Below are 25,556 nucleotides of genomic sequence, written 5' to 3' on the forward strand. Positions count from 1 at the left end.
GTTCCGATTCTCACACGGAAGCGGTTACGGGCCGGTTACCAACATGCAGCGTGTTGTTCGGCCCCTTCGCGGCGCCGGAAACCCCTGTTTGCGGCGTCCACGCCACACCCCGGGCGCGGCACCGATGCGGCCGGCGCCACCGCTTCTCCTCGGGGGTTCACGCCTCGTTACTGTCGAGCTGGATCGCCGGTGCCTGGGGAACGACGAGCGTCCTGACGCGTCCCGGCCATCCGCTGAAACTCTGCTCATCCGTAGGAAAACGAGCAGGCACGGCCCGCGGCCGAGCATGGTTCACTTCCCCACAACAAGGACAACGAGAGGAGAACGAAGTTGGGACATCGCAAACCCAGGCCGCTTGCCGGCCTTCGCACGTTCGCGGCGGCCGCCGCGCTGATCGCCGCATTCCCCGCGGTGCACGCACAGGACGCCAGGGAGCAGGCGCGCAATGCCGCCGTGGCGGACGGCGTGTCCACCGCCGTGGGCCTCGCGCTCGGCGCCGCCGAAATGAACCCGCTGGGCCCCGTGCTCGCGGTAGGCATGAAGGTCGTGGCGCTGAACTACGTGGACAAGCTGCCGGACGTCGAGCAGCCGGAAGCCAACGCCATGATGGCGTCGGTGTGGAGCGGTTTCAGCGCCAACAACGTGTGCATCACGGCCGCGATCCTCACCGGCGGCGGCTTCGCGCCGGCCTGCGTGGCGCTCGGCCTGGGCTGGGGCATGAAGACCTGGAAGGACACCGAGCAGGAACGCCAGTTCTGGGAAGGCTGCGCGACGCTGCGCGCCTACTCCAACCTGCCCGAGCTGCCCTGCGTGTACATGCCCACGCACTACACGATCATCGTGCCGCCGGACTTCACCCCGACGGTGATGACGGCCGAGGCGCCCGACACCGACGTCGTGCGCGAGCCGGAAGCGTCGGCCGCGCCCTGAACGCGCGCGCCGTATCGGCGCGGCTTTGACGCAGGTCAGCGACAGGCGACCGGAGCCGGCCTAGCATGGCCGGCTCCATGTCGACTTCCTACGCTCCCGTCCCGCCCGCGGCGGCCATGCCGCACCGCAAGCAGATCCGACAGTGGCTGCTGCCGCTCGCCGAGCGCGCCACGCTCCGTCCGATCCTGCTGCTCGCCTTCGACTATGTGCTGCTGCTCGCGGCACTGGCCGGCACCGCCTTCTTCGCCGGCGCTTGGGCCAAGCTGGCTTGCGGCCTCGCCGCCGGCTTCGTGACCGGACGCCTGTTCATCATCGGCCACGACGCCTGCCACCAGAGCCTCACGCCACGCCGGCGGCTGAACCACTGGCTGGGGCGCATCGCCTTCCTGCCTTCGCTCACGCCCTACAGCCTGTGGGAAGTGGGGCACAACGTCGTGCACCACGGCTACACCAACCTCAAGGGCTTCGACTTCGTCTGGGCGCCGTTCACGGCGCAGGAGTACGCCGCGCTCACGCCCGTGCAACGCGTGCTGGATCGCGTGTATCGCAGCGGCTGGGCGCCGGGCCTGTACTACCTGGTCGAGGTCTGGTGGAAGCGCATGTTCTTCCCGGGACGGCGCCACATGCCCACGCGCCGGCGCGCGTTCCTGCTGGACAACCTGCTGGTGTCCGCCTTCGCGCTCGCGTGGTTCGCGGCGCTGTGGCTGGTGGCGGACTCCACGCAGCAGTCCTTCGCCACCCTGCTGCTCGCGGGCTTCGCCGCGCCTTTCGTGTCCTGGCTGTCGATGATCGGCTTCGTGGTCTACGTGCACCACACGCACACCGCCGTGCACTGGCACGCCGACCGAGCCGGGTGGTCGCGCGCGCAGCCCTTCGTGTCGACCACGGTGCACCTCACCTTCCCGTACGGCATCGGCGCCGTGCTGCACCACATCATGGAGCACACCGCGCACCACGTGGACATGACGATCCCGCTCTACCGGCTGGAAAAGGCGCAGGCGAAGCTGGAAGAGATGCTGCCGGGGCGCATCGTCATCCAGCCGTTCTCGTGGAAGTGGTATTTCGGGACCGCGCGCAAGTGCAAGCTGTACGACTTCGAGCGGGATTGCTGGACGGATTACGCGGGCCGGGCCACGTCCTCGCCCGCCGCGTGAGGTCCGGCGCGGCGGCTGGGGCCCGGGTGGGAGGCCCTCCCTCCCACCGCGAAACTCAGGTGCCGCCCGATTTCCCGGCGTTTTCGGCGAGGCGCTTCATCGCCTTGTTCGTCGACTCGACGAACAAGGGCCTCAGCTTGGGGAAGTCCACGCCGCCCGCGACGCTTCCCGCGCTGGCGTCCGAGCTTCCCCGCGCGCGGTCGGACCAGACGACCTTGCCCTGCCGGTCGACGGCGGTGACGTGGACGATCGTCTCGGCCACGTGGCCGCCGCCGAAGCCCATCACCGGAAAGCCCGAGCGAATCGCGGTGAAGTTCATGCGCAGCACGATCACGCCGTCCACGTTCAGCTCGCTGGCGATCTTGCCGAGCCGGCTGTCCGGGAAGTACTTGTAGCCCTTGGCCACCATCAGTCGGCTGCCCATGAAGCCGGGCGGCTCGTCGTCGGCCTTCGTGGCCTTGTAGGCGGACAGGGTGCGCACGTCGGACGCGAGCTTCAGGCCCGGCACGCCCTTGAGCGACTGCAGCAGGGCGGGCGCCACCAGCTCCAGCGTGGGCGCCGCGTCCTCGCGGTACGCCGCGTTGGCCGTGGCCAGCGTGTTCACCAGGCCCACGACGCCCATGTTGCAGGGATTCCCGGTGGGCTGGCCGCACTGGACCTTGTCGTCGGACACCAGCGACACGACTGCGTAGGTCTTGTTGGCGCCGAAGGCCTCCGCGCGGAAATTGCCGGACGTCGCGCAACCGGCGAGTGCGGCCAGGGCGGCGGTGGCCACCAGGAACGCGACCGAGCGCCGCGTCATCGAGATCTTCATCGTTCTTTCCTCCTCGTGCGCGAACATAAGCGCTCCGCGACGAGGGGGTCCGCCGTTGCTACGGAAATCGGAGCAACCGTCAACAAGTTGGCGACTTGGGCGTGGCGTCGTTCCGTCAAAAAAAAGCAAGCGGCCCGGCGGGCCGCTGCTGTTCGTCCCGGGTCCCCGCCTGCGCGAGGATGACGACTTATCCGGCCGCGCGCTTCTCGAGGATCTCGAAAGCCGGCAGCTTCCTGCCTTCCAGCACTTCCAGGAAGGCGCCGCCGCCGGTGGAGATGTAGCCGACGTCCTTCTCGATGCCGTACTTGGCGATCGCCGCCAGCGTGTCGCCGCCGCCGGCGATGCTGAAGGCGTCCGACGCGGCGATCGCGCGTGCGATCGTCTCGGTGCCGTGGGCGAAGGCGTCGAACTCGAACACGCCCACCGGGCCGTTCCAGACGATGGTGCCCGCGGACTTCAGCTGCTGCGCGAGCTTTTGCGCGGTCTCGGGGCCGATGTCCAGGATCATGTCGTCGGGTTCGACGTCCTGCGCCTTCTTCACGGTCGCCGGCGCGTCCGCGGCGAAGGCCTTGGCCACCACCACGTCCGTCGGGATCGGCACCTCGGCGCCGCGCGCCTTCATCGCTTCGATCACGGCCTTCGCCTCGCCCACCAGGTCGGCTTCGGCCAGCGACTTGCCGATCGGCAGGCCGGCCGCAAGCAGGAAGGTGTTGGCGATGCCGCCGCCCACCACCAGCTGGTCGACGTTCTTCGCCAGCGACTGCAGGATGGTGAGCTTGGTCGACACCTTGGAGCCCGCCACGATCGCCACCAGCGGCCGCTTCGGCTGGGCGAGCGCCTTGCCGATGGCGTCGATCTCGGCGGCCAGCAGCGGGCCGGCGCAGGCGACCTTGGCGTACTGCGCGATGCCGTAGGTGGTGGCCTCGGCGCGGTGCGCGGTGCCGAAGGCATCGTTGACGTAGACGTCGCACAGCGCCGCCATCTTCTGCGCGAGCTCGGGGCTGTTCTTCTTCTCGCCCTTGTTCACGCGGCAGTTCTCCAGCAGCACCACTTCGCCGGGCTGCACGTCGACGCCGTCGACCCAGTCCTGCTTCAGCGGCACCGGGCGGCCCAGCAGTTCGGACAGGCGCTGCGCCACCGGGGCGAGCGAGTCTTCGGGCTTCAGTTCGCCTTCGGTGGGACGGCCCAGGTGCGAGGTGACCATCACGGCGGCACCGCCCGCCAGGGCCATCTGGATGCAGGGCACGGATGCGCGGATCCGCGTGTCCTCGGTGATGTTGCCGGCATCGTCCTGCGGGACGTTGAGGTCGGCCCGGATGAAGACGCGGCGGCCGCGGACGCGGCCCTCGTCGCACAGATCGGAAAAGCGCAGGACGTTCATGACAGCTTCTTGGGAATCGGTTGGGGACCCCCGATTCTAGGAAGCCGGCGCGGCGCCGGGCTTACCAGCCCAACCCGAGATGCAAGGGCAGGTACACCGCCATGCCCAGCAGCAGGGTCATGAGCACGCTGCGGCGCCAGAAGAAGATCGCCGCACCCACGGCGGCGGCGAACAGGCGCGCGTCCTGCCAGGTGGTCACCAGATGCCCCTGCGTCATCACCACTTCGGGCACGACCACGCCGGCCAGCGCCGCGACCGGCGCGTAATGCAGCGCGCGGTGCGCCCACGCCGGCAGCGACCAGGGCCGGTCCAGGATGAAGAAGAAGCAGCGCGTGAGCACCGTCACGCCGGCCAGGCCGGCGATCACGACCAGCGTCCAGACATCGGTGGCACCCCTCACGCAGCGCGCTCCTTCGGCCGCGGCAGGTGCCCTTCCAGCCAGAAGCAGGCGAGCACCGCCACCGCGATCGCCGCCACGATGTTGAGCTTCAGCGGCAGCGCGTAGGCAGCGACGGCGGCAGCGCCCGCCACCACGGCGGCCAGCACGCGCAGCGGCGTGTTCGCGAGCGAGCAAAGGATGCCCACCAGGCACAGCACGCCGGCGAAGCCGAGCCCCCACGACGACGGGATCAGGTTGCCCAGAGCCACACCCAGCAGGCTGGCGCCGCACCAGGAACACCAGGTGACGAAGTAGTTGCCGGCAAGGAAGGACTCCTGCGCGAGCCGCTCCTGCGGTTCGGCCGCGGGCTGCGGAAAGCGCCCGGTGAACACCGCATAGGTCAGGTCCGCCGTGAGGAAGCCGTTCACCAGGCGGCGCCAGCGCGGCAGGTGCATGAGGTAGGTGCGCAGGTGCAGGCTGAACACGACGAAGCGCAGGTTGACGCAGAAGCCGGTGGCCCAGATCACCCAGGCCGGTGCGCCCGCGACGATCAGCGGGATGGCCGCGAGCTGCGAACTGCCGGCGTAGACCAGCAGCGTCATCGCGACCGCTTCGACCACGCTCATGCCGGACTTGACCATCGCCACGCCGGTCATGAGGCCCCAGGCGGCGATGCCCGGTGCGACCGGGCTCGAGGCTTTCATGCCTTCCCGGAACAGGGGATGGCGGCGGATGGCGGGCAGGAAGAACATCAGCCCTCGAAACGCAGGCCGGGCTCGAGCGGGAAGCCGCGCAGGAAATCGGCGGCGGGCAGGCGCTTGCCGCCCGGGCGCTGCAGCTCGGCGATCTCCAGCCGGCTGCCATCGCCGCAGGCCACGCCGATGCCGTGCTCGTCGATCGCAACGATGGTGCCCGGCGCCACGTTGCCGCGCCCGGGGATCGCCCGGGCGCGCCACAGCTTGATCGTCTCGCCCCTGACCTGCGCGCTCGCACCGGGGAAGGGATCGAAGGCGCGGATGCGGCGCTCGATCGCCGCGGCCGGCTGCGACCAGTCGACGGCCGCCTCGGCCTTCTCGATCTTGTGCGCGTAGTTCACGCCCTCTTCGGGTTGCTTCACCGGACGGAAGCCGCCGCAGGCCGCGATCTCGAGCGCCTCGACGACGAGGCGGCCGCCGAGGACCGCGAGCTTGTCGTGCAGGGTGGCCGTCGTGTCCCGCGGCACGATCGGGAGGCGCTCCACCAGCAGCATGTCGCCGGTGTCGAGCCCGGCGTCCATCTGCATGATGGTGACGCCGGTCTCCGCGTCACCGGCTTCGATCGCGCGGTGGATCGGCGCGGCGCCGCGCCACCGGGGCAGCAGCGAGGCGTGGATGTTCAGGCAGCCCAGGCGCGGCAGGTCCAGCACCCATTGCGGCAGGATCAGGCCATAGGCGGCCACCACCATCACGTCGGCGGCAGCGTGCTGCAGCGCCTCGCGCGCCGCGGCGGCATCCTCGGGGAACTTGCCGTCGAGCCGCAGGCTGCGCGGCTGCGCGACGGCGATGCCGTGTTCCAGCGCGAACTGCTTCACCGGCGACGGTTGCAGCTTCATGCCGCGACCCGCCGGCCGGTCCGGTTGCGTGAGCACCAGGGGGATGGTGAAGCCCGCTGCGTGCAGGCGCTCCAGGGCCGCCCGCGCGAAGTCGGGCGTGCCGGCATAAACGACGCGCATCCGGGTCCGTGCCTTACCTGGTCCGCGGGTCGGAGTCGTTGCGCTGCTCCATCCCCGGATGGGCCCGGCGCACGACGCCCTGCGGGTCCACGTAGACCCAGTAGAACATGTCGGCGTTGGCGCGGTCGCGCCAGCGGTAGGTCAGCACCTGGCCGTGGAAGCTGCTGACGCCGTCGACCCGCGCCGGCGGGCCGAATTCACGCAGCACGTCCTGCAGCGTCCAGCGGTCCGGTTCGATCCGCTGGAACTCGAGTTCGGTCAGCACCTGGCGCGAACCGACCACGCGGCCCGCAGGATCGACGTCCACCATGAAAGCGTACTGCCCCAGGGGTTGCAGCGAGTACTGCAGCCGCTGCCCGCCTCCGGGCAGCGCAACGATCGCGACCGGCGGCCCGGCCTGCGCGATCACCTGCTCGCGCGGCGTGCCGGGCGCGACGTTCACGGTGTTCCAGGGGTGGGCGCAGCCACCGAGCAGCAAGGCGGAGACGGCCAGCAGGAACCAGGGACGCATGACGATCCTCCTAGGCGACGCGCTCGGTGTCCCGGCGCGCCTTGAGCATCTTGGTCTTGATGCGATTGCGCTTGAGCGGCGACAGGTACTCGACGAAGACCTTGCCCAGCAGGTGGTCCATCTCGTGCTGGACGCAGACCGAGAGGAGGCCCTCGGCCTCGATCTCGCGCGAGCGGCCCTCGCCGTCCAGGGCCTTCACCTTGATGGCGCGCGAGCGCTCCACGCCGTCGTAGATGCCCGGCACCGACAGGCAGCCTTCGTCGCCCAGCTGCTTGTCGTCGCTGGCCCACAGGATCTCGGGGTTGATCAGCACCAGGGGCTCGTTGCGCTCCTCCGACACGTCGATCACGAGCAGGCGCTCGTGCACGTCCACCTGGGTGGCGGCGAGGCCGATGCCGTTGGCGTCGTACATCGTTTCCAGCATGTCCCGGATCAGGTCGCGGATGCGTGCGTCCACTTCCTTCACGGGCTTGGCGACGGTGTGAAGCCGGGGATCGGGATAGGTCAGGATGGAAAGGAGAGCCATGGAAATCGTGTGGGGGCGTTGTCGCTATTTTCGCCACTTTTGTCGGCGCAGGAGTGCCGTAAAGCCAATATTCATTGCCCAATCAAGGACTTGAGCCCAGAATCGCCAGCAACTTGTCAAGAGCGGACTCAAACAACATGGCTCGTTCCAAGACGGCTTTCCTCCTGTCTCCCCGCACCCTGGCGGCCGCGGCCGCGCTGGTCGCGGGCAGCGGATTGGCACTCACGGTCCTGGCGCAGAACTTCCCCGTCACCCCGCAACAGCGCTCCACCGCGGAGCAGGTCGCCGCCGCCGGCGTGCCGCTGTCCGAGCTGGCCCCCAACGCACCCGACACCTACACCGTCAAGTCCGGCGACACGCTGTGGGGCATCTCCGGCATGTTCCTCAAGAGCCCGTGGCGCTGGCCCGAGCTGTGGGGCATGAACATGGACCAGGTGCGCAACCCGCACCGCATCTATCCGGGCCAGATCCTGTACCTGGAGAAGGTCGACGGCCTGGCGCGCCTGCGCATCGGCCAGCCGCCCGCCGGCACTGCGCTCGACACCGTGCGCGTCTCGCCGCGCACCCGCCTGGCCGGCCTGGTGGACACCTCGATCCCGACGCTGCCGCCGCACCTGATCGAGCCGTTCCTCAACGAAGCCATCCTGGTCAACGACGCCGAGACGCTGGAGAACGCCCCGCGCATCGTCGCCGTGCCGGAAGACCGGGTGCTGATCACCCAGGGCGACCGCGCCTATGCCCGCGGCATGACCGGCACGCCCCTGGTCGAACGGGATCCGCGAGTGTCCGACAACTTCCGCGTCTTCCGCAATGCCACGCCGCTGCGCGATCCGGGCACGCGCCAGGTGCTGGGCTTCGAAGCCAAGTACCTCGGCAGCGCGGAACTGGTCCGTGGCGAAGGCGTGAAGGACGTGAGCTCCGCCACCCAAGCCGCCACCATGCTGGTGCCGGCCACCATCGACATCACCCGCGCGAAGGAAGAAATCCGCGTGGGCGACCGCCTGCTGCCGGAACCGGCGCGCATGCTCGGAAGCTACGTTCCGCACGCGCCCGTGCACGCGGTGGACGGCACCATCGTGTCGGTCTACGGCGATGCCGTGGCGATGGCGGGCCAGAGCCAGGTGGTCGTGATCAACAAGGGCCTCGCCGACGGCGTGGAGACCGGCCACGTGCTGGCGATCCAGAAAGCCGGCCGCCGCATCGTGGACCGTTCCAAGGACGGCGAGCGCGCGCACCTGCAGCTGCCGGACGAGCGCAACGGCCTGATGATGGTGTTCCGCAGCTTCGACCGCCTCTCCTACGCGCTGGTGCTGGACGTCACCGACGTCGTGCGTGTCGGCGACCGGGTGGTCAACCCGCGCTGAGTCCCTCCCCATGCAGCGCGACGAGCTGGCCGGCTGGCTGCGCCTCGCGCTGACTCCGGGGCTCGGCCCCCAGGCCGCCCGCAGGCTGCTGGCGGCCTTCGGCCTTCCGCAGTCCATCTTCGCGCAGGACGACGCCGCCCTCGCGCAGGTGCTGGATGGCGCGCGGCTCGGAGCGTTGCGCAAGGAGCCGCCGGCGCTTGCCGCGCAGCTCGATGCGACCCTCGCCTGGCTGCAGCGCGAGGGGCCCGCGCGGGAGGTGCTCACGCTCGGCGATCCGGGCTATCCGGCGGCCCTGCTCGCGATGGAAGACCCGCCGCTCATGCTCTATCGCATGGGCCTGCTCACCGCCGCGCCGCAGCGCGCCCTTGCCGTCGTCGGCAGCCGCAATCCGACGCCGCAGGGCCTGCAGAACGCGCGCCGCTTCTCCCGCGCCTTCGCCGAAGCGGGCGTGACGGTGGTGTCGGGCATGGCGCTCGGGATCGACGGCGCGGCGCATGACGGCGCGCTGGAGGGCGCGGCGGCCGGAGCGGTCGCGACGATCGCGGTGGTCGGCACCGGCATCGATCGCGTCTATCCGAAGCGCCACCTGGAGCTGGCGCACCGCATCGCCGAGCGCGGCATGATCGTGAGCGAATATCCGGTCGGCACGCCGCCGCTGAAGGAAAACTTCCCGCGCCGCAACCGGCTGATCGCGGGCCTGGGCCAGGGCACGCTGGTGGTGGAGGCGGCGCTGAAATCGGGCTCGCTGATCACCGCGAGGCTCGCCGCAGAACAGGGCAAGGAAGTCTTCGCGATCCCTGGCTCCATCCATTCGCCGCATGCGCGCGGCTGCCACGCGCTGCTGCGGCAGGGCGCCAAGCTGGTGGAAAGCGCGCAGGACGTGCTGGAGGACCTGAGGCTGGTGCTGCCGGCCGCGCCGGCGCTGCACGATCCCGAGGAAGACGCCGAGGGCGAGGATCCGCTGCTCGATGCCATGGGCTACGACCCCATCGGCCTCGATGCGCTGATCGCGCGCACCGGCATCCCGGCGCCGCTGCTGCAGGCGAAGCTGCTGGAGCTGGAGCTCGCGGGCGAGCTCGCGCGGCTGCCGGGCGGCCTGTTCCAGCGCGTGGGCGCGGCCTAGTTCGCACGTTCTTTCGCCGACGCGCGGCGGCAACACATCGCAGAAATCGCTCGCGCCTCGCCCGGGCTTGTGGCAATGTCTGGGCTCATGTTTGAAGTGCTGGTGTTCGTTTACGAAAACTACTGGCGCGGCGATGCCTGCCCCGAGCTGCACCAGCTCGAACGCAAGCTCAGCGCCCATGGCTTCGAACCCGAGGAGATCCACCAGGCGCTGCTCTGGCTGGACGGCCTCAACGTCGCAGCCCAGAACATCGAGCTGCCGGCGGAAAGCCAGGCCGAATGGACCCCGCAGCCGAGCGACGCCAGCATGCGCGTCTTCTCCGTCGCGGAACAGGACCACCTCGGCGCCGACTGCCTCGGCTTCATCACCTTCCTCGAAAGCTCCGGCGTACTGCCGCCGGCGCTGCGCGAGATCGTGGTGGACCGCGCGATGGCGGCTCCGGGCGACCCGGTCACGCTCGACGCGCTGAAGATCATCGTGCTGATGGTGTACTGGCGCTTCGGGCACGAGCCGGACGCGCTGATCCTCGACGAGCTGTGCGACGACAGCGCGGGGCGGCTGGCGCATTGAAGGTTTTTGTCATCCCCGCGCAGGCAGGGACCCAGGGCATCGAATGACAAAGCGGCCGACGGGCCGCTTTGTTCCTGGGGCGCTCTGGGTTCCCGCCTTCGCGGGAATGACGGTACTACTGCAGCAACCGCTCCGGATTCGCATCCAGCTTCGCCAGCGCATCCCGCGTGGCGCGCACCGTCAGCGCTTCTTCCTCCGTCGGCACCACCAGCCCCGCCTGCAGGTAGGCGCCCAGGCGGCGCACGGGCATCAGGTAGCAGTGGCCGTCGCTGGAGGCGAACAGGTGCAGCTGGCGGCGCTCGCTGCACCAGGCGTACTGCACCTGCGCGACGCGGCCGTTGTGGTCCAGCGTGAACCAGTTCCCGAGCTGCAGCTCGTTGGCCCAGGACAGCATCGCCGCGTTCGGGTGCGAGCCGCCCTGGCTGATCACCTCGATCATCGAGGCGTCGATGCCCAGCATCATCTCGATGCTCTCCTGGTCCAGCGGCAGCTCGCCGGCGGAGTCGTCGGAGACGAAGTCCTCGAGGTTGGCGAGCCGCCGCGTCATCTCCTCGATGCGCGCATGCGGGATCGCCTCGGTCTTGGACAGGAAGGCGTCGGCCAGCGTGTCGCCGATCACCTTGATGTGGTTCTCCTGCTCCGACGGATCGAGCCCCAGCAGGCTCATGCCGCGGCGCAGGCGCGCCAGCAGGTCCGGCAGGTCCTGGATCACCTTGGCGCGGTCGTGGCGGTTCGGCTTGGCACTGGCGGCCCACACCAGGTCGCTGGCGGACTTCTTCAGCGCCAGCGTCTCCTCGTGCTGCGGCCCGTTCTTCACCGCGGCCACGGCCAGCACCTCCGCCCACACCTTGAACAGGAATTCGCGGATCTCTTCCCGCACCGGCACGTCGGCCAGCATCTTGCGCAGCTCGATGGTGTACTGGATCGCCATCGTCTCCTTCTGCTCCACCTGCTGCGCGACGCTCACCAGCTTCTGCGTCGGGCCCTTCTCGGTGAGGTAGCGCGAGAGGAAGCGCTGGAACTCGTCGTACACGAGCTGGAACACGCGGCGGCCGGTTTCCGGGTACTGCTCGATCACCTGCACCACGCGGCGGATCTCGTTCTCCAGCGCGCTGCCGGAGATCGCGGTGGAGTCGAAGCCCAGCACGCAGGAGCCCATGCGGTCGATCAGCTGGCGCGCCGGATGCTCCAGCGAGCCGAAGAACTCGGGCTCCGCGAGCGCGACGCGCAGCACCGGCATCTGCAGCCGCGCGAACCAGACGCGGACGGCGGGCGGGATGCGTTCCTCGGCCAGGATGCTCTGGAACATCAGGGCCACGATCTCGATGGTCGCCTTCTCGCTGGAAGTCGACGCCTTCTTCTTCAGTTCCTGGGTGCGCTGGCGCAGGTCCAGCGCGACCTCTTCGACCGCCTCGTCGTCGAAGATGACGATGTCGCCGACCGTCATGGCCTCGTTGACCCGGGTCTGCACCTGCGTCTGCACCTGGGTGGCCACCTGCGTGACCGCCTGCACCAGCGAGGGCGAGGGATGGCCCGCGCCCTGCGGCTCGGAGCCGATCTTGTCGCGCAGCAGCCGGCGCAGCTGGCCGATCACGCCGGTGGCGCGCGCCCGGGCACGCGCGAGCGGCGTGGCGCCGGCCGTATCGTCCGGGTCGGGACCACCGCCGCCGGCGGGCGCAAAGAAACTGGTCGGCGAAGCACCGCCCCCTTGGCCGTTCGACAGGAATGGGCCGGCGGCACCGCCGCCGGAACCTCCGGCACCGTCGACGCCGCGGCCGCCACCACCGCCTCCGGCTTCACCGCCGGGGCCGCCAGGGCCGGCCGCACCGCCGCCACCTTGTCCACCCCAACCGCCGCCGCCGCCCGCGCCCGCACCGCCGGGCCCGCCGGCAGCGCCACCGGGCATGGTGGCATCCGCCCCGCCGGAAGAGCGCGCGCCGCGTTCCGGCGCGGTCGAGCGCTTCACGCGCGAGCGCAGCTCGATGTGCGGCAACACCCCGCTGTCCACCAGGAACTCGTTGGCCTGCTGGTAGCCCGCCAGGGCGCGCGGGACCACCAGCCTCTGGATCACGTCCTTGACGGCCACCCAGCTGTCTCGCGTGAGCTGCGCGGCGCTCCACTGCTCCACCAGCATCTGCGCAAGCGCCTCGGGCCGCAGCACGTCCTCGGTGGCGAGTTCCTCGCCGCCTTCCAGGTGCGTGATGCGCAGCTTGAGGTCGTTCAGGTCCCAGACGGCCTTTTCCTGCACCGCCATCGCGAGCCGCGACGACAGGATCTTGTTTTCCACGACCTCGTCGCCGATCAGTTCCAGGCTCGCGAGCTCCAGGCGCGCGCGGCCGGTGGCCGAGGGCGGGAGGACGGCGCGGCGCCAGGCGCGCGACACGCTGTCGACCCAGCCCGCCGCGCTGCGCTCGAAGTCCACCAGCGCATCGCGCTTCTGGCCCATCTCGCGGCTGCTCTGCGCATTGGCCATCTGCTCGTTGAAGGCGTTGCGCACCGCCTCCGTCAGCTCCGGCAGCACGCCTTCCATGTGGCCGACGAAACGCTCGCGCGCCTGCCGCGCCAGCGGCGCCGAGGCAGGAGTGAGCGTGGTCGACATCCTGCCGGTCTTCCTCAGACGGCGGCGCCCGCGTTCGGGTCGTTGGGATCGCCCTCGCGCTTGGACGTGCCCTTCACGAGGTCTTCCCGCTTGATGCCCAGCCACATGGCGATGGCCGCCGCGACGAACACGGAGGAATAGATGCCGAACAGGATGCCGATGGTCAGCGCCAGCGCGAAGTAGTGCAGCGTGGCGCCGCCGAACAGCAGCATCGACAACACCATCATCTGGGTCGAGCCGTGGGTGATGATCGTGCGGCTGATCGTCGACGTGATGGCGTGGTCGATCACTTCCACCGTGCTCATGCGGCGCTGCCGGCGGAAGGTCTCGCGGATCCGGTCGAAGATCACGACCGACTCGTTGACCGAATAGCCCAGCACCGCGAGCACCGCCGCCAGCACCGCCAGCGAGAACTCCCACTGGAAGAAGGCGAAGAAGCCCAGGATGATCACCACGTCGTGGAGGTTGGCCAGGATGGCCGCCACCGCGAACTTCCATTCGAAGCGGATCGCCAGGTAGATCACGATGCCGATCACCACCATCGCGAGCGCCTTCAGGCCGTTGGTCACCAGCTCCTCACCCACCTGCGGGCCGACGAACTCGGTGCGCCGCAAGGTCACGGTGGGGTCGGCGGTACGCAACGCGGTCAGCGTGCGCTCGCTCTGTTGTGCCGAACTGACGCCCTTCTGGGCGGGCAGGCGGATCAGGACGTCGCGCGAGGTGCCGAAGTTCTGCACCTGCACGTCGGTGTAGCCCAGGTTGCTGATGGTCTTGCGCACGCCCTCCACTTCGGCGGTGTGCGCGTAACCGACCTCCATGACGGTGCCGCCGGTGAATTCGACGGAAAGGTGCAAACCCTTGGTCACCAGGAAGAACACCGCGGCCAGGAACGTGACCAGGGAGACCACGTTGAAGACCAGCGCGTTCTTCATGAACGGGATGTCCCGCCGGATCTTGAAAAACTCCACTGCTTGTCCTTATGCGGGCGCGCCGGGCGCGCCCGAGACTCGATTTTTTTACTCGGCCTTGGTTATAGCGCCATCGGAGCCCGGCCGCCAGACCGTTCCGATGGATACCGCCTTCAACTTCTTCTGCCGGCCGTACCAGAGGTTCACCAGTCCCCGCGAGAAGAACACCGCGGAGAACATCGACGTGAGGATGCCGATGCAGTGGACGACCGCGAAGCCCCGCACCGGCCCCGAACCGAAGGCGAGCAGCGCCACGCCGGCGATCAGGGTGGTGACGTTGGAGTCGAGGATGGTGGCCCAGGCCCGGTCGTAGCCCGCGTGGATCGCCGCCTGCGGGGAAGCCCCGCCGCGCAGTTCCTCGCGGACCCGCTCGTTGATCAGCACGTTCGAGTCGATGGCCATGCCCAGCGCGAGCGCCATGGCGGCCATGCCGGGCAGCGTCAGGGTGGCCTGCAGCATCGACAGGATCGCCACCAGCAGCAGCAGGTTGAAGCCCAGGGCCACTGCGGAGAACGCGCCGAACAGCATGTAGTACACGATCATGAAGGCGCAGATCGCGACGAAGCCCCAGGCCACGCTGTGGAAGCCCTTGGCGATGTTCTCGGCGCCGAGGCTCGGGCCGATGGTCATCTCCTCGATGATCTCCATGGGGGCGGCCAGCGAGCCGGCGCGCAGCAGCAGCGCCAGTTCGTTGGCTTCCACCGTGTTCATGGAGCCCGAGATCTGGAAGCGGTTGCCCAGCTCGCTCTGGATCACCGGCGCCGTCAGCACCTCGCCCTTGCCCTTCTCGAACAGGACGATCGCCATCCGCTTCTTGATGTTCTCGCGGCTGACGTCGCGCATGATGCGGCCGCCCTTGGCGTCGACCGTGAGGTCCACCTTGGGCTGCTGGGTCTGCTGGTCGAAGTTGGCCTGGGCATCGGTGAGGCTGTCGCCGGTGAGGACCACCTGCTTCTTCAGGATCACCGGCCGGCCGTCGCGTTCGAGGAAGCGCTCGGAGCCGAAAGGCACGGCGCCGGAACCCAGTTCGGCGGAACGGCCCTCGGCGCTCTCGTCGACCAGCCGCATCTCCAGGGTCGCGGTGCGGCCCAGGATGCGCTTGGCCTGCGTCGGATCCTGCACGCCGGGCAGCTGCACCACGATGCGGTCGAGGCCCTGCTGCTGCACCACCGGCTCGGCGACGCCGAGTTCGTTGATGCGGTTGTGCAGGGTGGTCATGTTCTGCTTGAGCGCCTGGTCCTGCACGCGGCGGGCCGCTTCCGGCTTGATGGTCGCGCGCAGCATGGTGGTGTCCCCCTGCACCGATTCGGCGACCTGCAGGTCGGCGAACTGGTCGGCGATCACGCCGCGGGCCGCCTGCAGCGCCGTCGCGTCGCGGAATGCGACCTCGATGGCCTGGCCGTTGCGGTTGATGCCGGCGTGGCGCACGTTCTTGTCGCGCAGCACCGAGCGCAGGTCACCGGCCAGCGACTCCGCCTTCTTGGTGAGCGCCGCCTGCATGTCGACCTGCAGCATGAAGTGCACGCCGCCGCGCAGGTCCAGGCCCAGGTACATGGGCCGCGCGTTGACGGAGGCCATCCAGGCGGGCGTCTTGGACAGCAGGTTCAGCGCCACCACGTAGCCGGCGTTGTCCGGGTCCGGCGCCAGCGCGCGCTGGAGGGCGTCCTTGGCCTTGAGCTGCTGGTCGGTCGTCTCCAGCCGGATCTTGATCGAGCTCGCGTCCTGGCTGACCGCCAGCGGCTGGATGCCCGCCTGCGACAGCAGCTGGTCGACGCGCTGGCGCGTGGCCGCGTCGACCTTCACCGTGCTGCGCGCCGCCGACACCTGCACGGCGGGATCCTCGCCGAAGAAGTTGGGCAGGGTGTAGAGCACCCCGATGATCAACGCGACCGCGAGGATCAGGTACTTCCAGAGGGGGTAGCGGTTCATCCGGCTTTACTTGATCGAGCCCTTGGGCAGGACCTGGACCACGGCGGTGCGCTGCACCTGCACTTCGACGCCGGGCGCGACTTCCACGCTCAGGTACTGGTCGCCCAGGCGGGTAACGCGCCCGAGCAGGCCGCCGGAAGTGGCGATCTCGTCGCCCTTGGCCAGCGCCTCGACCATCGAGCGGTGCTCCTTCTGGCGCTTCATCTGCGGCCGGATCATCACGAAATAGAGCACGACGAACATCAGCACGAGCGGCAGCAGGCTGCCGAAGCTCGACATCATGTCGCCGCCGGGCGCGGCGGCCGGCGCCGTCTGGGCGTAGGCGGAAGAAATGAACACGGTGACTCCAGGGCTGGGAAGCCGCTAAGCGACTGGGAACTCCCGCGCGCGGCCAAACACGCTGCCGGCGCGCCACGGGGGGAAAAAGGATTGTATGCGGCGGCAACAGGGCCGCCGGTGACCCCGGCAAGCCGGATCAGGCGGCGCGGCGTTCCTGGCCGGGGCCGCGCCACTGCTGCAGCAGGCGTTCCCACTGCGGGCGGACGGCCGCCAGGTTGCGCTCCTTGACGTGGCCGTAGCCGCGGATCTGGTCCGGCAGGTTGGCGATCTCCACCGCCAGGGCGTGGCGGGCGGGCGTCAGGCCGGCCAGCAGCTCCTGCACGGTCGCGCGGTATTCCTCGATCAGCGCGCGTTCGGTGCGGCGCTCCGCGGTGCGGCCGAAGACGTCCAGGGCGGTGCCGCGCAGGCCGCGCAGCCTGGCCAGCAGCCGGAACAGGTGGAAGGTGGCCGGGCCGAACTTGCGCTTGACCAGCTCGCCCTTGTCGTTCTTCTTCGCGACGAGGGGCGGGGCCAGGTGGTAGTGGATCCTGAAGTCGCCTTCGAATTGCGCGGCCACCTTCTCGCGGAAGCCGGTCTCGGCGTGCAGGCGGGCCACTTCGTATTCGTCCTTGTAGGCCATCAGGCGGAACAGGCCCCTGGCCACCGTCTCGGCCAGGGTCGTCTTGCCCAGCGGCGCCTCGGCGGCGCGCACCTGTTCGACGAGGTCGCGGTAGCGCTGCGCGTAGGCGGCATCCTGGTAGGCCGTGAGGAACTCGACGCGGCGCGCGACCAGGCTCTCGACCGACTCGCGCTTCTTGAACTCGATCACCTGGGCGGCGGGCGCCAGCAGCACGGCCACCGCGGCCGGATCGTGCGCGGCGCGGCGGCCCCACTCGAACGCGAGCTTGTTGTTCTCCACCGCCACTTCGTTCAGCTCCATGGCCCGCAGGATGGATTCGCGCGCCAGCGGCACCCAGCCCTTCTGCCAGGCGAAGCCGAGCATCATGGGGTTGGTGTAGATGCTGTCGCCCATCACGCGCGAGGCCAGCGCCTCGGCGTTGAAAGCGGCCAGGCCATCCGGCCCGACCGACTTGCCGATCTCGGCGGCGCAGGCATCCGACGGGTTGTCCCAGGCCGGGTTCTTCACGAACGCGGCGGTCGGCGTGCTGTGCGCGTTGAGCGCCACGCGGGTGCGCCCCTGGCGCATGCGCAGCACCGTTTCCTTGCCGCCGGTCACGATGGGATCGCAGCCGATCACCAGGTCGGCCGCGGCCATGCTGACGCGCGTGGTGCGGATCGCGTCCTGCGTGTCGGCGATCAGCACGTGGCTCCACGTGGCGCCGCCCTTTTGCGCGAGGCCGGCGGCGTCCTGCGTGACGATGCCGCGGCCCTCGATGTGCGCGGCCATGCCGAGCAGCTGGCCGATGGTGATGACGCCGGTGCCGCCGACGCCCGCCACCACGATGCCGTAGGCCTCGGCGGTGGGCGGCAGCAGCGGCTCGGGGAGGGTGCCGCCGTCGTGGGGCGAGGCGACCGCTTCCTTCTTCGCCTTTTTCTTCAGCTGGCCGCCTTCGACGGTGACGAAGCTGGGGCAGAAGCCCTTGAGGCAGCTGGTGTCCTTGTTGCAGCTGCTCTGGTTGATGGTGCGCTTGCGGCCGAGCTCGGTCTCCAGCGGTTCCACCGACAGGCAGTTGGACTGCACGCTGCAGTCGCCGCAGCCCTCGCAGACCAGGTCGTTGATCATCACGCGCACGGCCGGGTCCACCATCGTGCCGCGCTTGCGGCGGCGGCGCTTCTCGGTGGCGCAGGTCTGGTCGTAGATGATCGCGGTGGTGCCTTCGAGCTCGCGGAATTCGCGCTGGATGCGATCGAGCTGGTCGCGGTGGTGCACCGTCACCCCGGCGGGCAGCTTCGCGCCCTCGTATTTCTCCGGCTGGTCGGTCACCACCACCAGCTTGCGCACGCCCTCGGCTTCCAGGCTGTGCGCGATCTGCTGCACCGAGTGGCCCTCGGGACGCTCGCCCACCGGCTGGCCGCCGGTCATGGCCACCGCGTCGTTGTAGAGGATCTTGTAGGTGATGTTCACGCCGGCGGCGATCGCCTGGCGGATCGCCAGCAGGCCGCTGTGGAAGTAGGTGCCGTCGCCGAGGTTGGCGAACACGTGCTTCTCGGTCGTGAACGGCTGCTGCCCCACCCACGGCACGCCCTCGCCGCCCATCTGCGTGAAGCCGACGGTGGCGCGGTCCATCCAGGTCGCCATGAAATGGCAGCCGATGCCGGCCATCGCGCGCGAACCTTCCGGCACCACGGTGGACGTGTTGTGCGGGCAGCCCGAGCAGAACCAGGGCATGCGGTCGCCCTTGACCTCCACCACCTGCATCGCGCGTTCCTTGGCTTCCAGGATCGCGAGCTGGGCGTCGATCCGCGCCTGGATGTCGCCGTCCAGGCCCATCTTCTTCAGGCGCCTGGCGATCGCGCGCGCGATCAGCGCCGGCGACAGGTCGGCGTTGGCGCGCAGCAGCGTGTTGGCGGTGGGGTTCGGCATCGCCCATTCGCCGCCCGAGTAATCGCCTTCGATCTCGTCGAACTTGCCCAGCACGGTGGGGCGCACGTCCGGACGCCAGTTGTACAGCTCCTCCTTCAACTGGTACTCGATGACCTGGCGCTTCTCTTCCACCACCAGGATCTCGCGCAGGCCCTGCGCGAATTCGCGCGTGCCCTGCGCTTCCAGCGGCCACACCACGCCCACCTTGTGCAGGCGGATGCCGAGGCGGCGGCAGCTGTCGTCGTCCAGGCCCAGGTCGAGGAGGGCCTGGCGCGTGTCGTTGTAGGCCTTGCCGCTGGCGATGATGCCGAAGCGGTCGTGCGGGGACTCGATGACGTTGTAGTTCAGGCGGTTGGCGCGGATGTACGCGAGCGCCGCGTACCACTTGGTGTCGAACAGGCGCGCTTCCTGTTCCAGCGCCGTGTCGGGCCAGCGGATGTGCACGCCGCCGGGCGGCATGGGGAAATCGGTGGGCAGCTGGATCCGAACTCGCTCGGGATCGATCACCGCGGTGGCGCTCGATTCGACGATCTCCTGGATCGTCTTCATGCCGGCCCAGACGCCGGCGTAGCGGCTCATGGCGAAGGCGTGCAGGCCCAGGTCCAGGATCTCCTGCACGGTCGCCGGGAAGAACACCGGCAGGCCGCAGGCCTTGAAGATGTGGTCGCTCTGGTGGGCCGCGGTGGAGCTCTTGGCCACGTGGTCGTCGCCGGCCACCGCGATCACGCCGCCCCAGGGCGTGGTGCCCGCCATGTTGGCGTGCTTGAAGACGTCGGAGCAGCGGTCGACGCCCGGGCCCTTGCCGTACCAGATGCCGAACACGCCGTCGTGCTTGTGGCTGCCGGCGGGCGCGAAGCCCAGTTGCTGCGTGCCCCACAGCGCGGTGGCGGCGAGTTCCTCGTTCACGCCCGGCTGGAACACGATGTTCTGCGCCGCCAGGTACTTCTTGGCCTTCCACAGCGCCTGGTCGTAGCCGCCGAGCGGAGAGCCGCGGTAGCCGCTGATGAAGCCGGCGGTGTTCTTGCCGACGAGGGCATCGCGCTGGCGCTGCAGCATCGGCAGCTTCACGAGGGCCTGGATGCCGCTCATGAAGGCCCGCCCGACGTCGAGCGAATACTTGTCGTCCAGCGTGACGGTCTCCAGCGCCTTGCGGATGTGTTCGGGCAGCGGTGCGTTCATGTTGCGTTTGTCTCCGGGGGCGCGCCTGTAGGGATGGTGCAGTGTATGAGCGGCGCGCGGATAAGTCTTTGCTTTCTGTGCCGTGAAACCCTTAGGATGAGAAAGGATCTTTCGCGAACCGGGCCAAAATGGAAACACTTGACAGATACGACATCCAGATCCTGAGCGAGCTGCAAGCCGACGCGCGCCTCACGAACGCGGAACTGGCGCAGCGCGTGGGCCTGTCGGCGGCGCCCTGCTGGCGGCGCGTGCGGGCGCTGGAGGAGGCCGGCTTCATCAAGGGCTACCACGCGGAGATCGACCGCCACCGCATCGGCCTGGGCGTGCTGGCCTTCGTGCGGCTGGACGCCGACCGCAACACCGGCGAACGCACCCGCGAGATGGAAGACGCGATCCGGCAGATCCCGGAGATCGTGTCCTGCCACTACATCAGCGGCGCGGGCACCTTCGAGCTGCAGGTGGTCGCGCGCGATCTCGACACCTTCGCGCAGTTCGCGCGCAAGGTGCTGATCAACCTGCCGAACGTGAAGGACATCCACACCAGCTTCTCGCTGGGGGAGGTGAAGGCGAGTTCGAGCTGGCCTTTGTCGCACCTGAAGCCGTGATCCCGTCATCCCCGCGAAGGCGGGGATGACGGCCTACTTCGGCCAGAGCACCCACATCGCCAGCGGCTGCTTCAGGCGACCCGCGATCTCCCCCGCTTCCGGGCCCCACCCGACGAAGTAATCCGCCCGCACCGCGCCGACGATCGCGCTGCCCGTGTCCTGCGCGATCACCAGCCGGTTCAGCGGCAGCACCGGCCCCGGCGAGGACAGCCACACCGGCGTGCCGTACGGCACCGACTCCTTGTCCACCGCGATCGAGCGTCCCGGGGTCAGCGCCACGCCCTGCGCGCCGCGCGGGCCGAACGCCGCGTCGAGGTCCGACAGGGGCTCCTCGCGGAAGAACACCACACGCGGGTTGCTCCACAGCATCTCCTGCATGCGCTGCGGGTTGGCGCGGGCCCAGGCCTTGATGCCGGGCCACGAGGCATCGCGCAGCAGCCCCTGCTGCAGCAGCCAGCCGCCGACGCTGCGGTACGCGTGCTCGTTGCTGCCCGCATAGGCGAGCCGCACGGTCGTCACGCGGCCGTCGGCTTCGGTGACGCGCACGCGCCCCGAGCCCTGGATCTGCAGCGATAGCGCATCCAGCGGGTCGGCGACATAGACGATCTCGCGGCCGCGCAGCGCGGCGCGCGCCTGCGGCAGCGTGTCGATCTCCTGCCGCGAGTACCAGGGGCGCCGCGTGGCGAGGTCCGCGGGCGGACGGTACAGCGGCACCTGCTGGGTGGCGGTCGGCGCGCGCGAGCCCTCCAGCATCGGCTCGTAGTAGCCGGTGAGCAGGCCCTCGCCGCCGCCTTGCAGCGGCTCGATGCGATAGGGCTGCAGCCGGCGCATCATCCACGCGCGCTGCTCCTCGGGCGTGGCGATCGACAGCCGCCGCACCTCGGGACACAGCGCCGCGTGCGGCGGCGGCGGCCGCTCGCAGCTGCGGATCCAGGCGTTCCAGGCCTCGTGCAGGGCATCGCCGGAAAAGCCCGGCAGTTCGGACCAGCGCACCGGCTGCCAGCGCGCCTTGCCCTGCTGCAGCGCGGGCGGCAGCGGCCCGCCGTCGTCGGGCGCGGTGGGCACGGCGGGACGCGGCACGCTGATCGCGGGCGCCGGGGGCTCCGGCGGCAAGGGCACGGAGACGCAGGCCGCGAGCATTCCTACAATGGCGGCGGGGAGTACGAACCGGAACATGCTGCTGATTCTGCTGGAAGCGCTGGCCGCGCTGTTGGTGCTGGTGTTCATCGTCTGGTGGACGATGTTCTCGGGACGCAAAGGTGGCGAGCCGCCGCCCGAGGACGACGAAAACTGAACGTGGATTGCTGGGGTTGCACCCCAGCCTACAGGGACGGACGTCTTTCGGGGCGTTCGTAGGCTGGGGTGCAACCCCGGCAAGCTACCAATCGCGCAGCAGGTTCGCCAGCTCCACCGCCGACTTCACTTCCATCTTGTCGAACACCCGCGAGCGGTGCACCTCGACCGTCCGCACGCTGATCGCGAGCTGGTCGGCGATCAGCTTGTTGGGCAGGCCCTTGGCCACCAATCGCATGACGTCGCGTTCGCGCTCGGTGAGTTCCTCCAGGCGATGGAGCAGGGCGCCCTTCTGCCGCTGGGCGGCCAGCACCTCGGCCGATCGCTTCAGCGCCTCCTCGATGCGGTCCACCAGCGCGTTGTCCGAGAACGGCTTCTCGCAGAAATCGAAGGCCCCGCGCTTGACCATGTCGACCGCCGTCGGCACGTCGGCATGGCCCGTCAGGAAGATCACCGGCATCGGCTGCACCAGCCCGCGCTCCAGCAGCAGGTCGAACAGCGCCAGGCCGCTCATGCCGGGCATGCGCACGTCCAGCAGCAGGCAGCAGGGCTGCGCCGGCCGGAAGCCGCCCTGCAGCATGGCCACGAAGGGTTCGGCGCCGTCGAAGGCGGAAGACAGCAGCCGGCGCGAGCGCAGCAGCCAGGCGAGGGCGTCGCGCACCCCGGCGTCGTCGTCGACGATGAACACGGTGGCGTCGGCAGCGGGCTGCATGGCTCAAGGATTCTGCGCAGGCAAGGTGAAGCGGAAGATCGTACCCTGCGGGACGTGGGGCTCGAACAGCAGGTAGCCCCCGTGCTGCTCGACCACCGTGCGGCACAGCGACAGCCCCAGGCCCATGCCCTCGGCCTTGGTGGTGAAGAAGGGCGTGAACAGCTGCTGCTTCACCTGCTCCGGGATGCCGGGGCCGCAATCGGTCACCGCGAACTCCAGCCAGCGCTTGCCGCCTTCGCTGGGCCCGGTGGCGCGCACCTGGATCTGCAGCGCCGGATGGGCGATGCGCGCCTCGTCCATCGCCTGCATGGCATTGCGCGCCAGGTTCAGAAGCACCTGTTCGACCATCGTGCGGTCGCACCACACGCGCGGCAATCCCGCGGGGATGTGGGTCTCCACCCGCACGCCCAGCTTGCGCGCCTGCAGGTTCACCAGCGGCATGATCGCGTCGACCAGCGCCTGCGGATGCATCGCCTCGCGCGCCTGGTCGCGCCGGCGCACGAAGTCGTGCACGCTGCGGATCACGCGGCCGGCGCGCTCGGCCTGCTCGGCGATGCGCGAGATGGCGACGCGCAGGTCCTGCGCCGGCGCCGGCGCGTCCTGCAGCAGGTTCATCGAACCGTTGGCGTAGCTGGCGATCGCGGCCAGCGGCTGGTTCAGCTCGTGGCTCAGCAGCGAGGCCATCTCGCCGACGGTCGCGAGACGCGCGGTCGCCTGCAGGCGCTCCTGGCTGGCGCGCGAGAGCTCCTCCACGCGGCGCTGCTCGCTGATGTCCAGCACCGCGCTCATCCAGCCGGTCTGCAGCCCCTGCGCGTTGATCAGCGGCGCCTCGATGATCAGCACCGGGAACCGCGAGCCGTCCTTGCGCATGAACACCGATTCGAAGCCTTCGCGCGGCGGCGAGTGGCCGCCGGCGAGGCGCACTTCCTGGCGCTTGCGGTAGTCGTCGGCGAACTCCGGCGGCCAGTAGGGCGCGGGCGGGCCCTTGCCCAGGAGTTCGTCGCCGGCGAAGCCCACCATCTGGCAGAAAGCCGGGTTCACGTAGGTCGAGCGTCCCTGCAGGTCGCGCGCGCGCAGGCCGGTGACCAGAGAATCCTCCATCGCCTTGCGGAAGGCGAGCGCATCGGCCAGGTCTTCCTCCACCCGCAGGCGCCGGCGCGTGTCGTGGCCCAGCATGAACAGCACCGTGACCAGCGCGATCGACATCACCGTCACCAGCGCCGTCATCACGTTGGGAAACAGGTCCGGCTCCGGCCGCCGCCAGCTGTCCATGCGCAGCACCATGGTGACGCCGGGCAGGTCCAGCAGCTGCTGCGCGGAGAAGACGCGCGCGCCGCGGCGGGCCAGGCCGTGCATCGCGAGCCGCGTGCCGTCCGCCTCGGTGAAGGAGATCTCCTGGCTGCGCCCCATCTGCGGGCCGATGTGCGTGGCGAGCAGGTCGGTGAGCGAATAGGTCGCCACCACGAAGCCGACCAGCCGGCCCACCTCCACCTGCGGCAGGCACAGCTCCATCAGCTCCAGCCCGAGGCCGTCGGACTGCGGCACGAAATGGCTGCGCGCGTACGCGTGGCTGCTCAGGCGGCCGGCCATGGCGCAGGCCTGCTGCACCTCGGCGAGCGTGTTGCTGCGGCTGAAGCGGCCGAACACCGGCGAGCGATAGGGGCTGTCGGCCTCGGCCCGCAGCTCCAGTCCCGGAGCCGGACCGCGCCATTCGATCCGCACCCATTCGCGGTGTGCGCGCAGCAGCTGCTCCGCGGCGAGATGCCAATCGTGCCGGTCGCGCTGGGCCGACTGCAGCGCCTGCAGCTCCTGCACGTTGCGGGTGAGCGCGGAGCGGATGTCGCTCAGCGCGTCGGCCGCATCGCGCTCGACGTCGCTCTGCGCCACGCTGGCCTCGTAGCGCGCGGCCAGCCACACCAGCGTGACCAGCAGAGCCACCACCAGCCCGACGAGCAGGCCCCACAGCGACCAGCGGCGCCAGTTGGACAGGCGACGCAGGCGGGACGGCGGAGGCAGCGCAACTGATGTCATGCGAGTACCTCCCCCAGGCTTGTCCGCTGCGCGGCCTTCTCCTCCCCCCTCCGCAAGCGGAGGGGGCGAGCGCCTTCGGGCGGCCGTGCGGCGCTCACAACACCCGGTGCTCCAGTGCAGGCAACTGCTGCCGCACCTGCGCGATCCGGGCGATGTCCAGGTCGGCGAGCACCACGCCGGCCCCCTCGTCCGCGCGCTGCCCGAGCAGCTCGCCCCAGGGATCGACCACCATGGAATGGCCCCAGGTGCGGCGGCCGTTCTCGTGCTTGCCGCCCTGCGCCGGCGCGCAGACGTAGGCAAGGTTCTCGATCGCCCGCGCGCGCAGCAGCACTTCCCAGTGCGCCTGCCCGGTGGTGAAGGTGAAGGCGCTCGGCACCAGCAGCAGGTCGGCCTCGAGCGCGCGGTACAGCTCGGGAAAGCGCAGGTCGTAGCAGACCGAGAGTCCCACGCGCCAGGCATGGCCGTCGCGCGAGGGCAGCGTGAAGGCAGCGGGCGTGCGGCCGCCTTCGATCACGCGGGCTTCGTCGTACTGCTCGCGCCCGTTGTCGTAGCGGAACAGGTGGATCTTGTCGTAGCGCGCCACGCATTCGCCCTGCGGCGAGAACGCCAGGCTGGTGTTGCGCACCCGCTGGGCATCGTCGGCCGCGAGCGGCAAGGTGCCGCCCACCACCCACAGGCGCAGTTCGCGGGCGGCCTGCGCGAGGAAGTCCTGCACCACGCCGTGGCCGAGGGCCTCGCGCACCGCCAGCTTGTCGGTGTCGCGCTGGCCCATGAGGCAGAAGTATTCGGGCAGCACCGCGAGTTCGGCGCCGGCCGCGGCGGCTTCGGCGAGCAGTGCATGCGCGCGATCGAGGTTGGCCTGCAGGCTGGTCCCGGAGACGGTCTGGAGGGCGGCGATCTTCATGCGGGACTCC

At 69.8% G+C, this 25,556-nt stretch carries 22 protein-coding genes; 6 read left to right on the plus strand and 16 right to left on the minus strand.

Going from position 1 to position 25,556, the window contains the following annotated elements; translation table 11 throughout:
• Positions 1–330: 330 nt before the first annotated feature.
• Positions 331–930, plus strand: coding sequence for a hypothetical protein (locus VF522_RS13385; RefSeq protein ID WP_330908772.1), 600 nt, complete (start codon positions 331–333; stop codon positions 928–930).
• A 65-nt stretch (positions 931–995) separates the two neighbouring features.
• The gene (locus VF522_RS13390) at positions 996–2,084 is read left to right on the plus strand and encodes a fatty acid desaturase (protein ID WP_414709521.1); all 1,089 of its coding nucleotides are present in this window, start codon (positions 996–998) and stop codon (positions 2,082–2,084) included.
• 55 nt (positions 2,085–2,139) lie between these two features.
• Here VF522_RS13390 and VF522_RS13395 read toward each other — a convergent pair whose 3' ends face one another.
• The 7 genes from VF522_RS13395 to def all read right to left on the minus strand — a co-directional run bounded on the left by VF522_RS13395 (position 2,140) and on the right by def (position 7,406).
• Positions 2,140–2,898 (minus strand): hypothetical protein, encoded by a 759-nt coding sequence (locus VF522_RS13395; protein WP_330908774.1) that lies wholly within the window; start codon positions 2,896–2,898, stop codon positions 2,140–2,142.
• Between the two features lie 187 nt (positions 2,899–3,085).
• Positions 3,086–4,279 (minus strand): phosphoglycerate kinase, encoded by a 1,194-nt coding sequence (locus tag VF522_RS13400; RefSeq protein WP_330908775.1) that lies wholly within the window; start codon positions 4,277–4,279, stop codon positions 3,086–3,088.
• A gap of 61 nt (positions 4,280–4,340) precedes the next feature.
• The gene (locus VF522_RS13405; protein ID WP_330908776.1) at positions 4,341–4,679 is read right to left on the minus strand and encodes an AzlD domain-containing protein; all 339 of its coding nucleotides are present in this window, start codon (positions 4,677–4,679) and stop codon (positions 4,341–4,343) included.
• Positions 4,676–5,410, minus strand: a complete 735-nt coding sequence (locus tag VF522_RS13410) for an AzlC family ABC transporter permease (protein WP_330908777.1) — start codon at positions 5,408–5,410, stop codon at positions 4,676–4,678. Before VF522_RS13410 ends, VF522_RS13405 begins: the two co-directional genes overlap by 4 nt.
• Positions 5,410–6,369 (minus strand): methionyl-tRNA formyltransferase, encoded by a 960-nt coding sequence (gene fmt, locus VF522_RS13415; protein ID WP_330908778.1) that lies wholly within the window; start codon positions 6,367–6,369, stop codon positions 5,410–5,412. The genes VF522_RS13410 and fmt overlap by 1 nt, the downstream gene beginning before the upstream one ends.
• Positions 6,370–6,382: 13 nt before the next feature.
• Positions 6,383–6,880: a hypothetical protein gene (locus VF522_RS13420; protein WP_330908779.1), complete on the minus strand. Its 498-nt coding sequence runs from the start codon at positions 6,878–6,880 to the stop codon at positions 6,383–6,385.
• A 10-nt stretch (positions 6,881–6,890) separates the two neighbouring features.
• Positions 6,891–7,406, minus strand: coding sequence for a peptide deformylase (gene def / locus VF522_RS13425; protein WP_330908780.1), 516 nt, complete (start codon positions 7,404–7,406; stop codon positions 6,891–6,893).
• 137 nt (positions 7,407–7,543) lie between these two features.
• On the opposite strand from def, the gene VF522_RS13430 reads away from it, so the two are divergent.
• From VF522_RS13430 to VF522_RS13440, 3 genes are all read left to right on the plus strand, one after another.
• Complete coding sequence (locus VF522_RS13430) at positions 7,544–8,770, plus strand: LysM domain-containing protein (protein ID WP_330908781.1); 1,227 nt, start codon at positions 7,544–7,546, stop codon at positions 8,768–8,770.
• 10 nt (positions 8,771–8,780) lie between these two features.
• Entirely contained in the window at positions 8,781–9,893 is a 1,113-nt protein-coding gene (gene dprA / locus VF522_RS13435; RefSeq protein WP_330908782.1) for a DNA-processing protein DprA, read from the plus strand.
• Positions 9,894–9,980: 87 nt separating this feature from the next.
• The gene (locus VF522_RS13440; RefSeq protein WP_330908783.1) at positions 9,981–10,463 is read left to right on the plus strand and encodes a DUF494 domain-containing protein; all 483 of its coding nucleotides are present in this window, start codon (positions 9,981–9,983) and stop codon (positions 10,461–10,463) included.
• A gap of 115 nt (positions 10,464–10,578) precedes the next feature.
• Here the strand turns inward: VF522_RS13440 and VF522_RS13445 are convergent, their stop codons facing one another.
• The 5 genes from VF522_RS13445 to VF522_RS13465 form a co-directional block, all read right to left on the minus strand.
• Positions 10,579–13,062: a DUF1631 family protein gene (locus VF522_RS13445; RefSeq protein ID WP_330908784.1), complete on the minus strand. Its 2,484-nt coding sequence runs from the start codon at positions 13,060–13,062 to the stop codon at positions 10,579–10,581.
• Positions 13,063–13,076: 14 nt separating this feature from the next.
• Positions 13,077–14,030: a protein translocase subunit SecF gene (gene secF, locus VF522_RS13450; protein ID WP_330908785.1), complete on the minus strand. Its 954-nt coding sequence runs from the start codon at positions 14,028–14,030 to the stop codon at positions 13,077–13,079.
• Between the two features lie 48 nt (positions 14,031–14,078).
• Entirely contained in the window at positions 14,079–15,959 is a 1,881-nt protein-coding gene (secD, locus tag VF522_RS13455; RefSeq protein WP_330908786.1) for a protein translocase subunit SecD, read from the minus strand.
• Between the two features lie 6 nt (positions 15,960–15,965).
• Positions 15,966–16,298, minus strand: a complete 333-nt coding sequence (gene yajC, locus VF522_RS13460; RefSeq protein WP_330908787.1) for a preprotein translocase subunit YajC — start codon at positions 16,296–16,298, stop codon at positions 15,966–15,968.
• Positions 16,299–16,434: 136 nt separating this feature from the next.
• Positions 16,435–20,001 (minus strand): indolepyruvate ferredoxin oxidoreductase family protein, encoded by a 3,567-nt coding sequence (locus tag VF522_RS13465; RefSeq protein WP_330908788.1) that lies wholly within the window; start codon positions 19,999–20,001, stop codon positions 16,435–16,437.
• A 128-nt stretch (positions 20,002–20,129) separates the two neighbouring features.
• Between VF522_RS13465 and VF522_RS13470 the strand changes: the two genes are divergently transcribed.
• The gene (locus VF522_RS13470) at positions 20,130–20,606 is read left to right on the plus strand and encodes an Lrp/AsnC family transcriptional regulator (RefSeq protein WP_330908789.1); all 477 of its coding nucleotides are present in this window, start codon (positions 20,130–20,132) and stop codon (positions 20,604–20,606) included.
• Positions 20,607–20,639: 33 nt separating this feature from the next.
• Here the strand turns inward: VF522_RS13470 and VF522_RS13475 are convergent, their stop codons facing one another.
• The 4 genes from VF522_RS13475 to VF522_RS13490 form a co-directional block, all read right to left on the minus strand.
• Positions 20,640–21,833: a murein transglycosylase A gene (locus VF522_RS13475; protein WP_330908790.1), complete on the minus strand. Its 1,194-nt coding sequence runs from the start codon at positions 21,831–21,833 to the stop codon at positions 20,640–20,642.
• 151 nt (positions 21,834–21,984) lie between these two features.
• The gene (locus VF522_RS13480; RefSeq protein WP_330908791.1) at positions 21,985–22,611 is read right to left on the minus strand and encodes a response regulator transcription factor; all 627 of its coding nucleotides are present in this window, start codon (positions 22,609–22,611) and stop codon (positions 21,985–21,987) included.
• 3 nt (positions 22,612–22,614) lie between these two features.
• Complete coding sequence (locus tag VF522_RS13485) at positions 22,615–24,642, minus strand: ATP-binding protein (protein ID WP_330908792.1); 2,028 nt, start codon at positions 24,640–24,642, stop codon at positions 22,615–22,617.
• A 94-nt stretch (positions 24,643–24,736) separates the two neighbouring features.
• Positions 24,737–25,546 (minus strand): carbon-nitrogen hydrolase family protein, encoded by an 810-nt coding sequence (locus tag VF522_RS13490; RefSeq protein WP_330908793.1) that lies wholly within the window; start codon positions 25,544–25,546, stop codon positions 24,737–24,739.
• Positions 25,547–25,556: the final 10 nt, after the last annotated feature.

It is taken from the genome of Ramlibacter sp. (assembly GCF_036383835.1).
Classification (GTDB): domain Bacteria; phylum Pseudomonadota; class Gammaproteobacteria; order Burkholderiales; family Burkholderiaceae_C; genus Ramlibacter.

Excerpts from the sequence above, each read along its gene's own strand:
- VF522_RS13390 (WP_414709521.1), top strand. The coding sequence starts at position 996 with ATGGCCGGCTCCATGTCGACTTCCTACGCTCCCGTCCCGCCCGCGGCG.
- VF522_RS13395 (WP_330908774.1), bottom strand. The coding sequence starts at position 2,898 with ATGAAGATCTCGATGACGCGGCGCTCGGTCGCGTTCCTGGTGGCCACC.
- VF522_RS13400 (WP_330908775.1), bottom strand. The coding sequence starts at position 4,279 with ATGAACGTCCTGCGCTTTTCCGATCTGTGCGACGAGGGCCGCGTCCGC.
- VF522_RS13410 (WP_330908777.1), bottom strand. The coding sequence starts at position 5,410 with ATGTTCTTCCTGCCCGCCATCCGCCGCCATCCCCTGTTCCGGGAAGGC.
- fmt (WP_330908778.1), bottom strand. The coding sequence starts at position 6,369 with ATGCGCGTCGTTTATGCCGGCACGCCCGACTTCGCGCGGGCGGCCCTG.
- VF522_RS13420 (WP_330908779.1), bottom strand. The coding sequence starts at position 6,880 with ATGCGTCCCTGGTTCCTGCTGGCCGTCTCCGCCTTGCTGCTCGGTGGC.
- def (WP_330908780.1), bottom strand. The coding sequence starts at position 7,406 with ATGGCTCTCCTTTCCATCCTGACCTATCCCGATCCCCGGCTTCACACC.
- VF522_RS13430 (WP_330908781.1), top strand. The coding sequence starts at position 7,544 with ATGGCTCGTTCCAAGACGGCTTTCCTCCTGTCTCCCCGCACCCTGGCG.
- dprA (WP_330908782.1), top strand. The coding sequence starts at position 8,781 with ATGCAGCGCGACGAGCTGGCCGGCTGGCTGCGCCTCGCGCTGACTCCG.
- VF522_RS13440 (WP_330908783.1), top strand. The coding sequence starts at position 9,981 with ATGTTTGAAGTGCTGGTGTTCGTTTACGAAAACTACTGGCGCGGCGAT.
- VF522_RS13445 (WP_330908784.1), bottom strand. The coding sequence starts at position 13,062 with ATGTCGACCACGCTCACTCCTGCCTCGGCGCCGCTGGCGCGGCAGGCG.
- secD (WP_330908786.1), bottom strand. The coding sequence starts at position 15,959 with ATGAACCGCTACCCCCTCTGGAAGTACCTGATCCTCGCGGTCGCGTTG.
- VF522_RS13465 (WP_330908788.1), bottom strand. The coding sequence starts at position 20,001 with ATGAACGCACCGCTGCCCGAACACATCCGCAAGGCGCTGGAGACCGTC.
- VF522_RS13470 (WP_330908789.1), top strand. The coding sequence starts at position 20,130 with ATGGAAACACTTGACAGATACGACATCCAGATCCTGAGCGAGCTGCAA.
- VF522_RS13475 (WP_330908790.1), bottom strand. The coding sequence starts at position 21,833 with ATGAACACCAGCACCAACAGCGCGGCCAGCGCTTCCAGCAGAATCAGC.
- VF522_RS13480 (WP_330908791.1), bottom strand. The coding sequence starts at position 22,611 with ATGCAGCCCGCTGCCGACGCCACCGTGTTCATCGTCGACGACGACGCC.
- VF522_RS13485 (WP_330908792.1), bottom strand. The coding sequence starts at position 24,642 with ATGACATCAGTTGCGCTGCCTCCGCCGTCCCGCCTGCGTCGCCTGTCC.
- VF522_RS13490 (WP_330908793.1), bottom strand. The coding sequence starts at position 25,546 with ATGAAGATCGCCGCCCTCCAGACCGTCTCCGGGACCAGCCTGCAGGCC.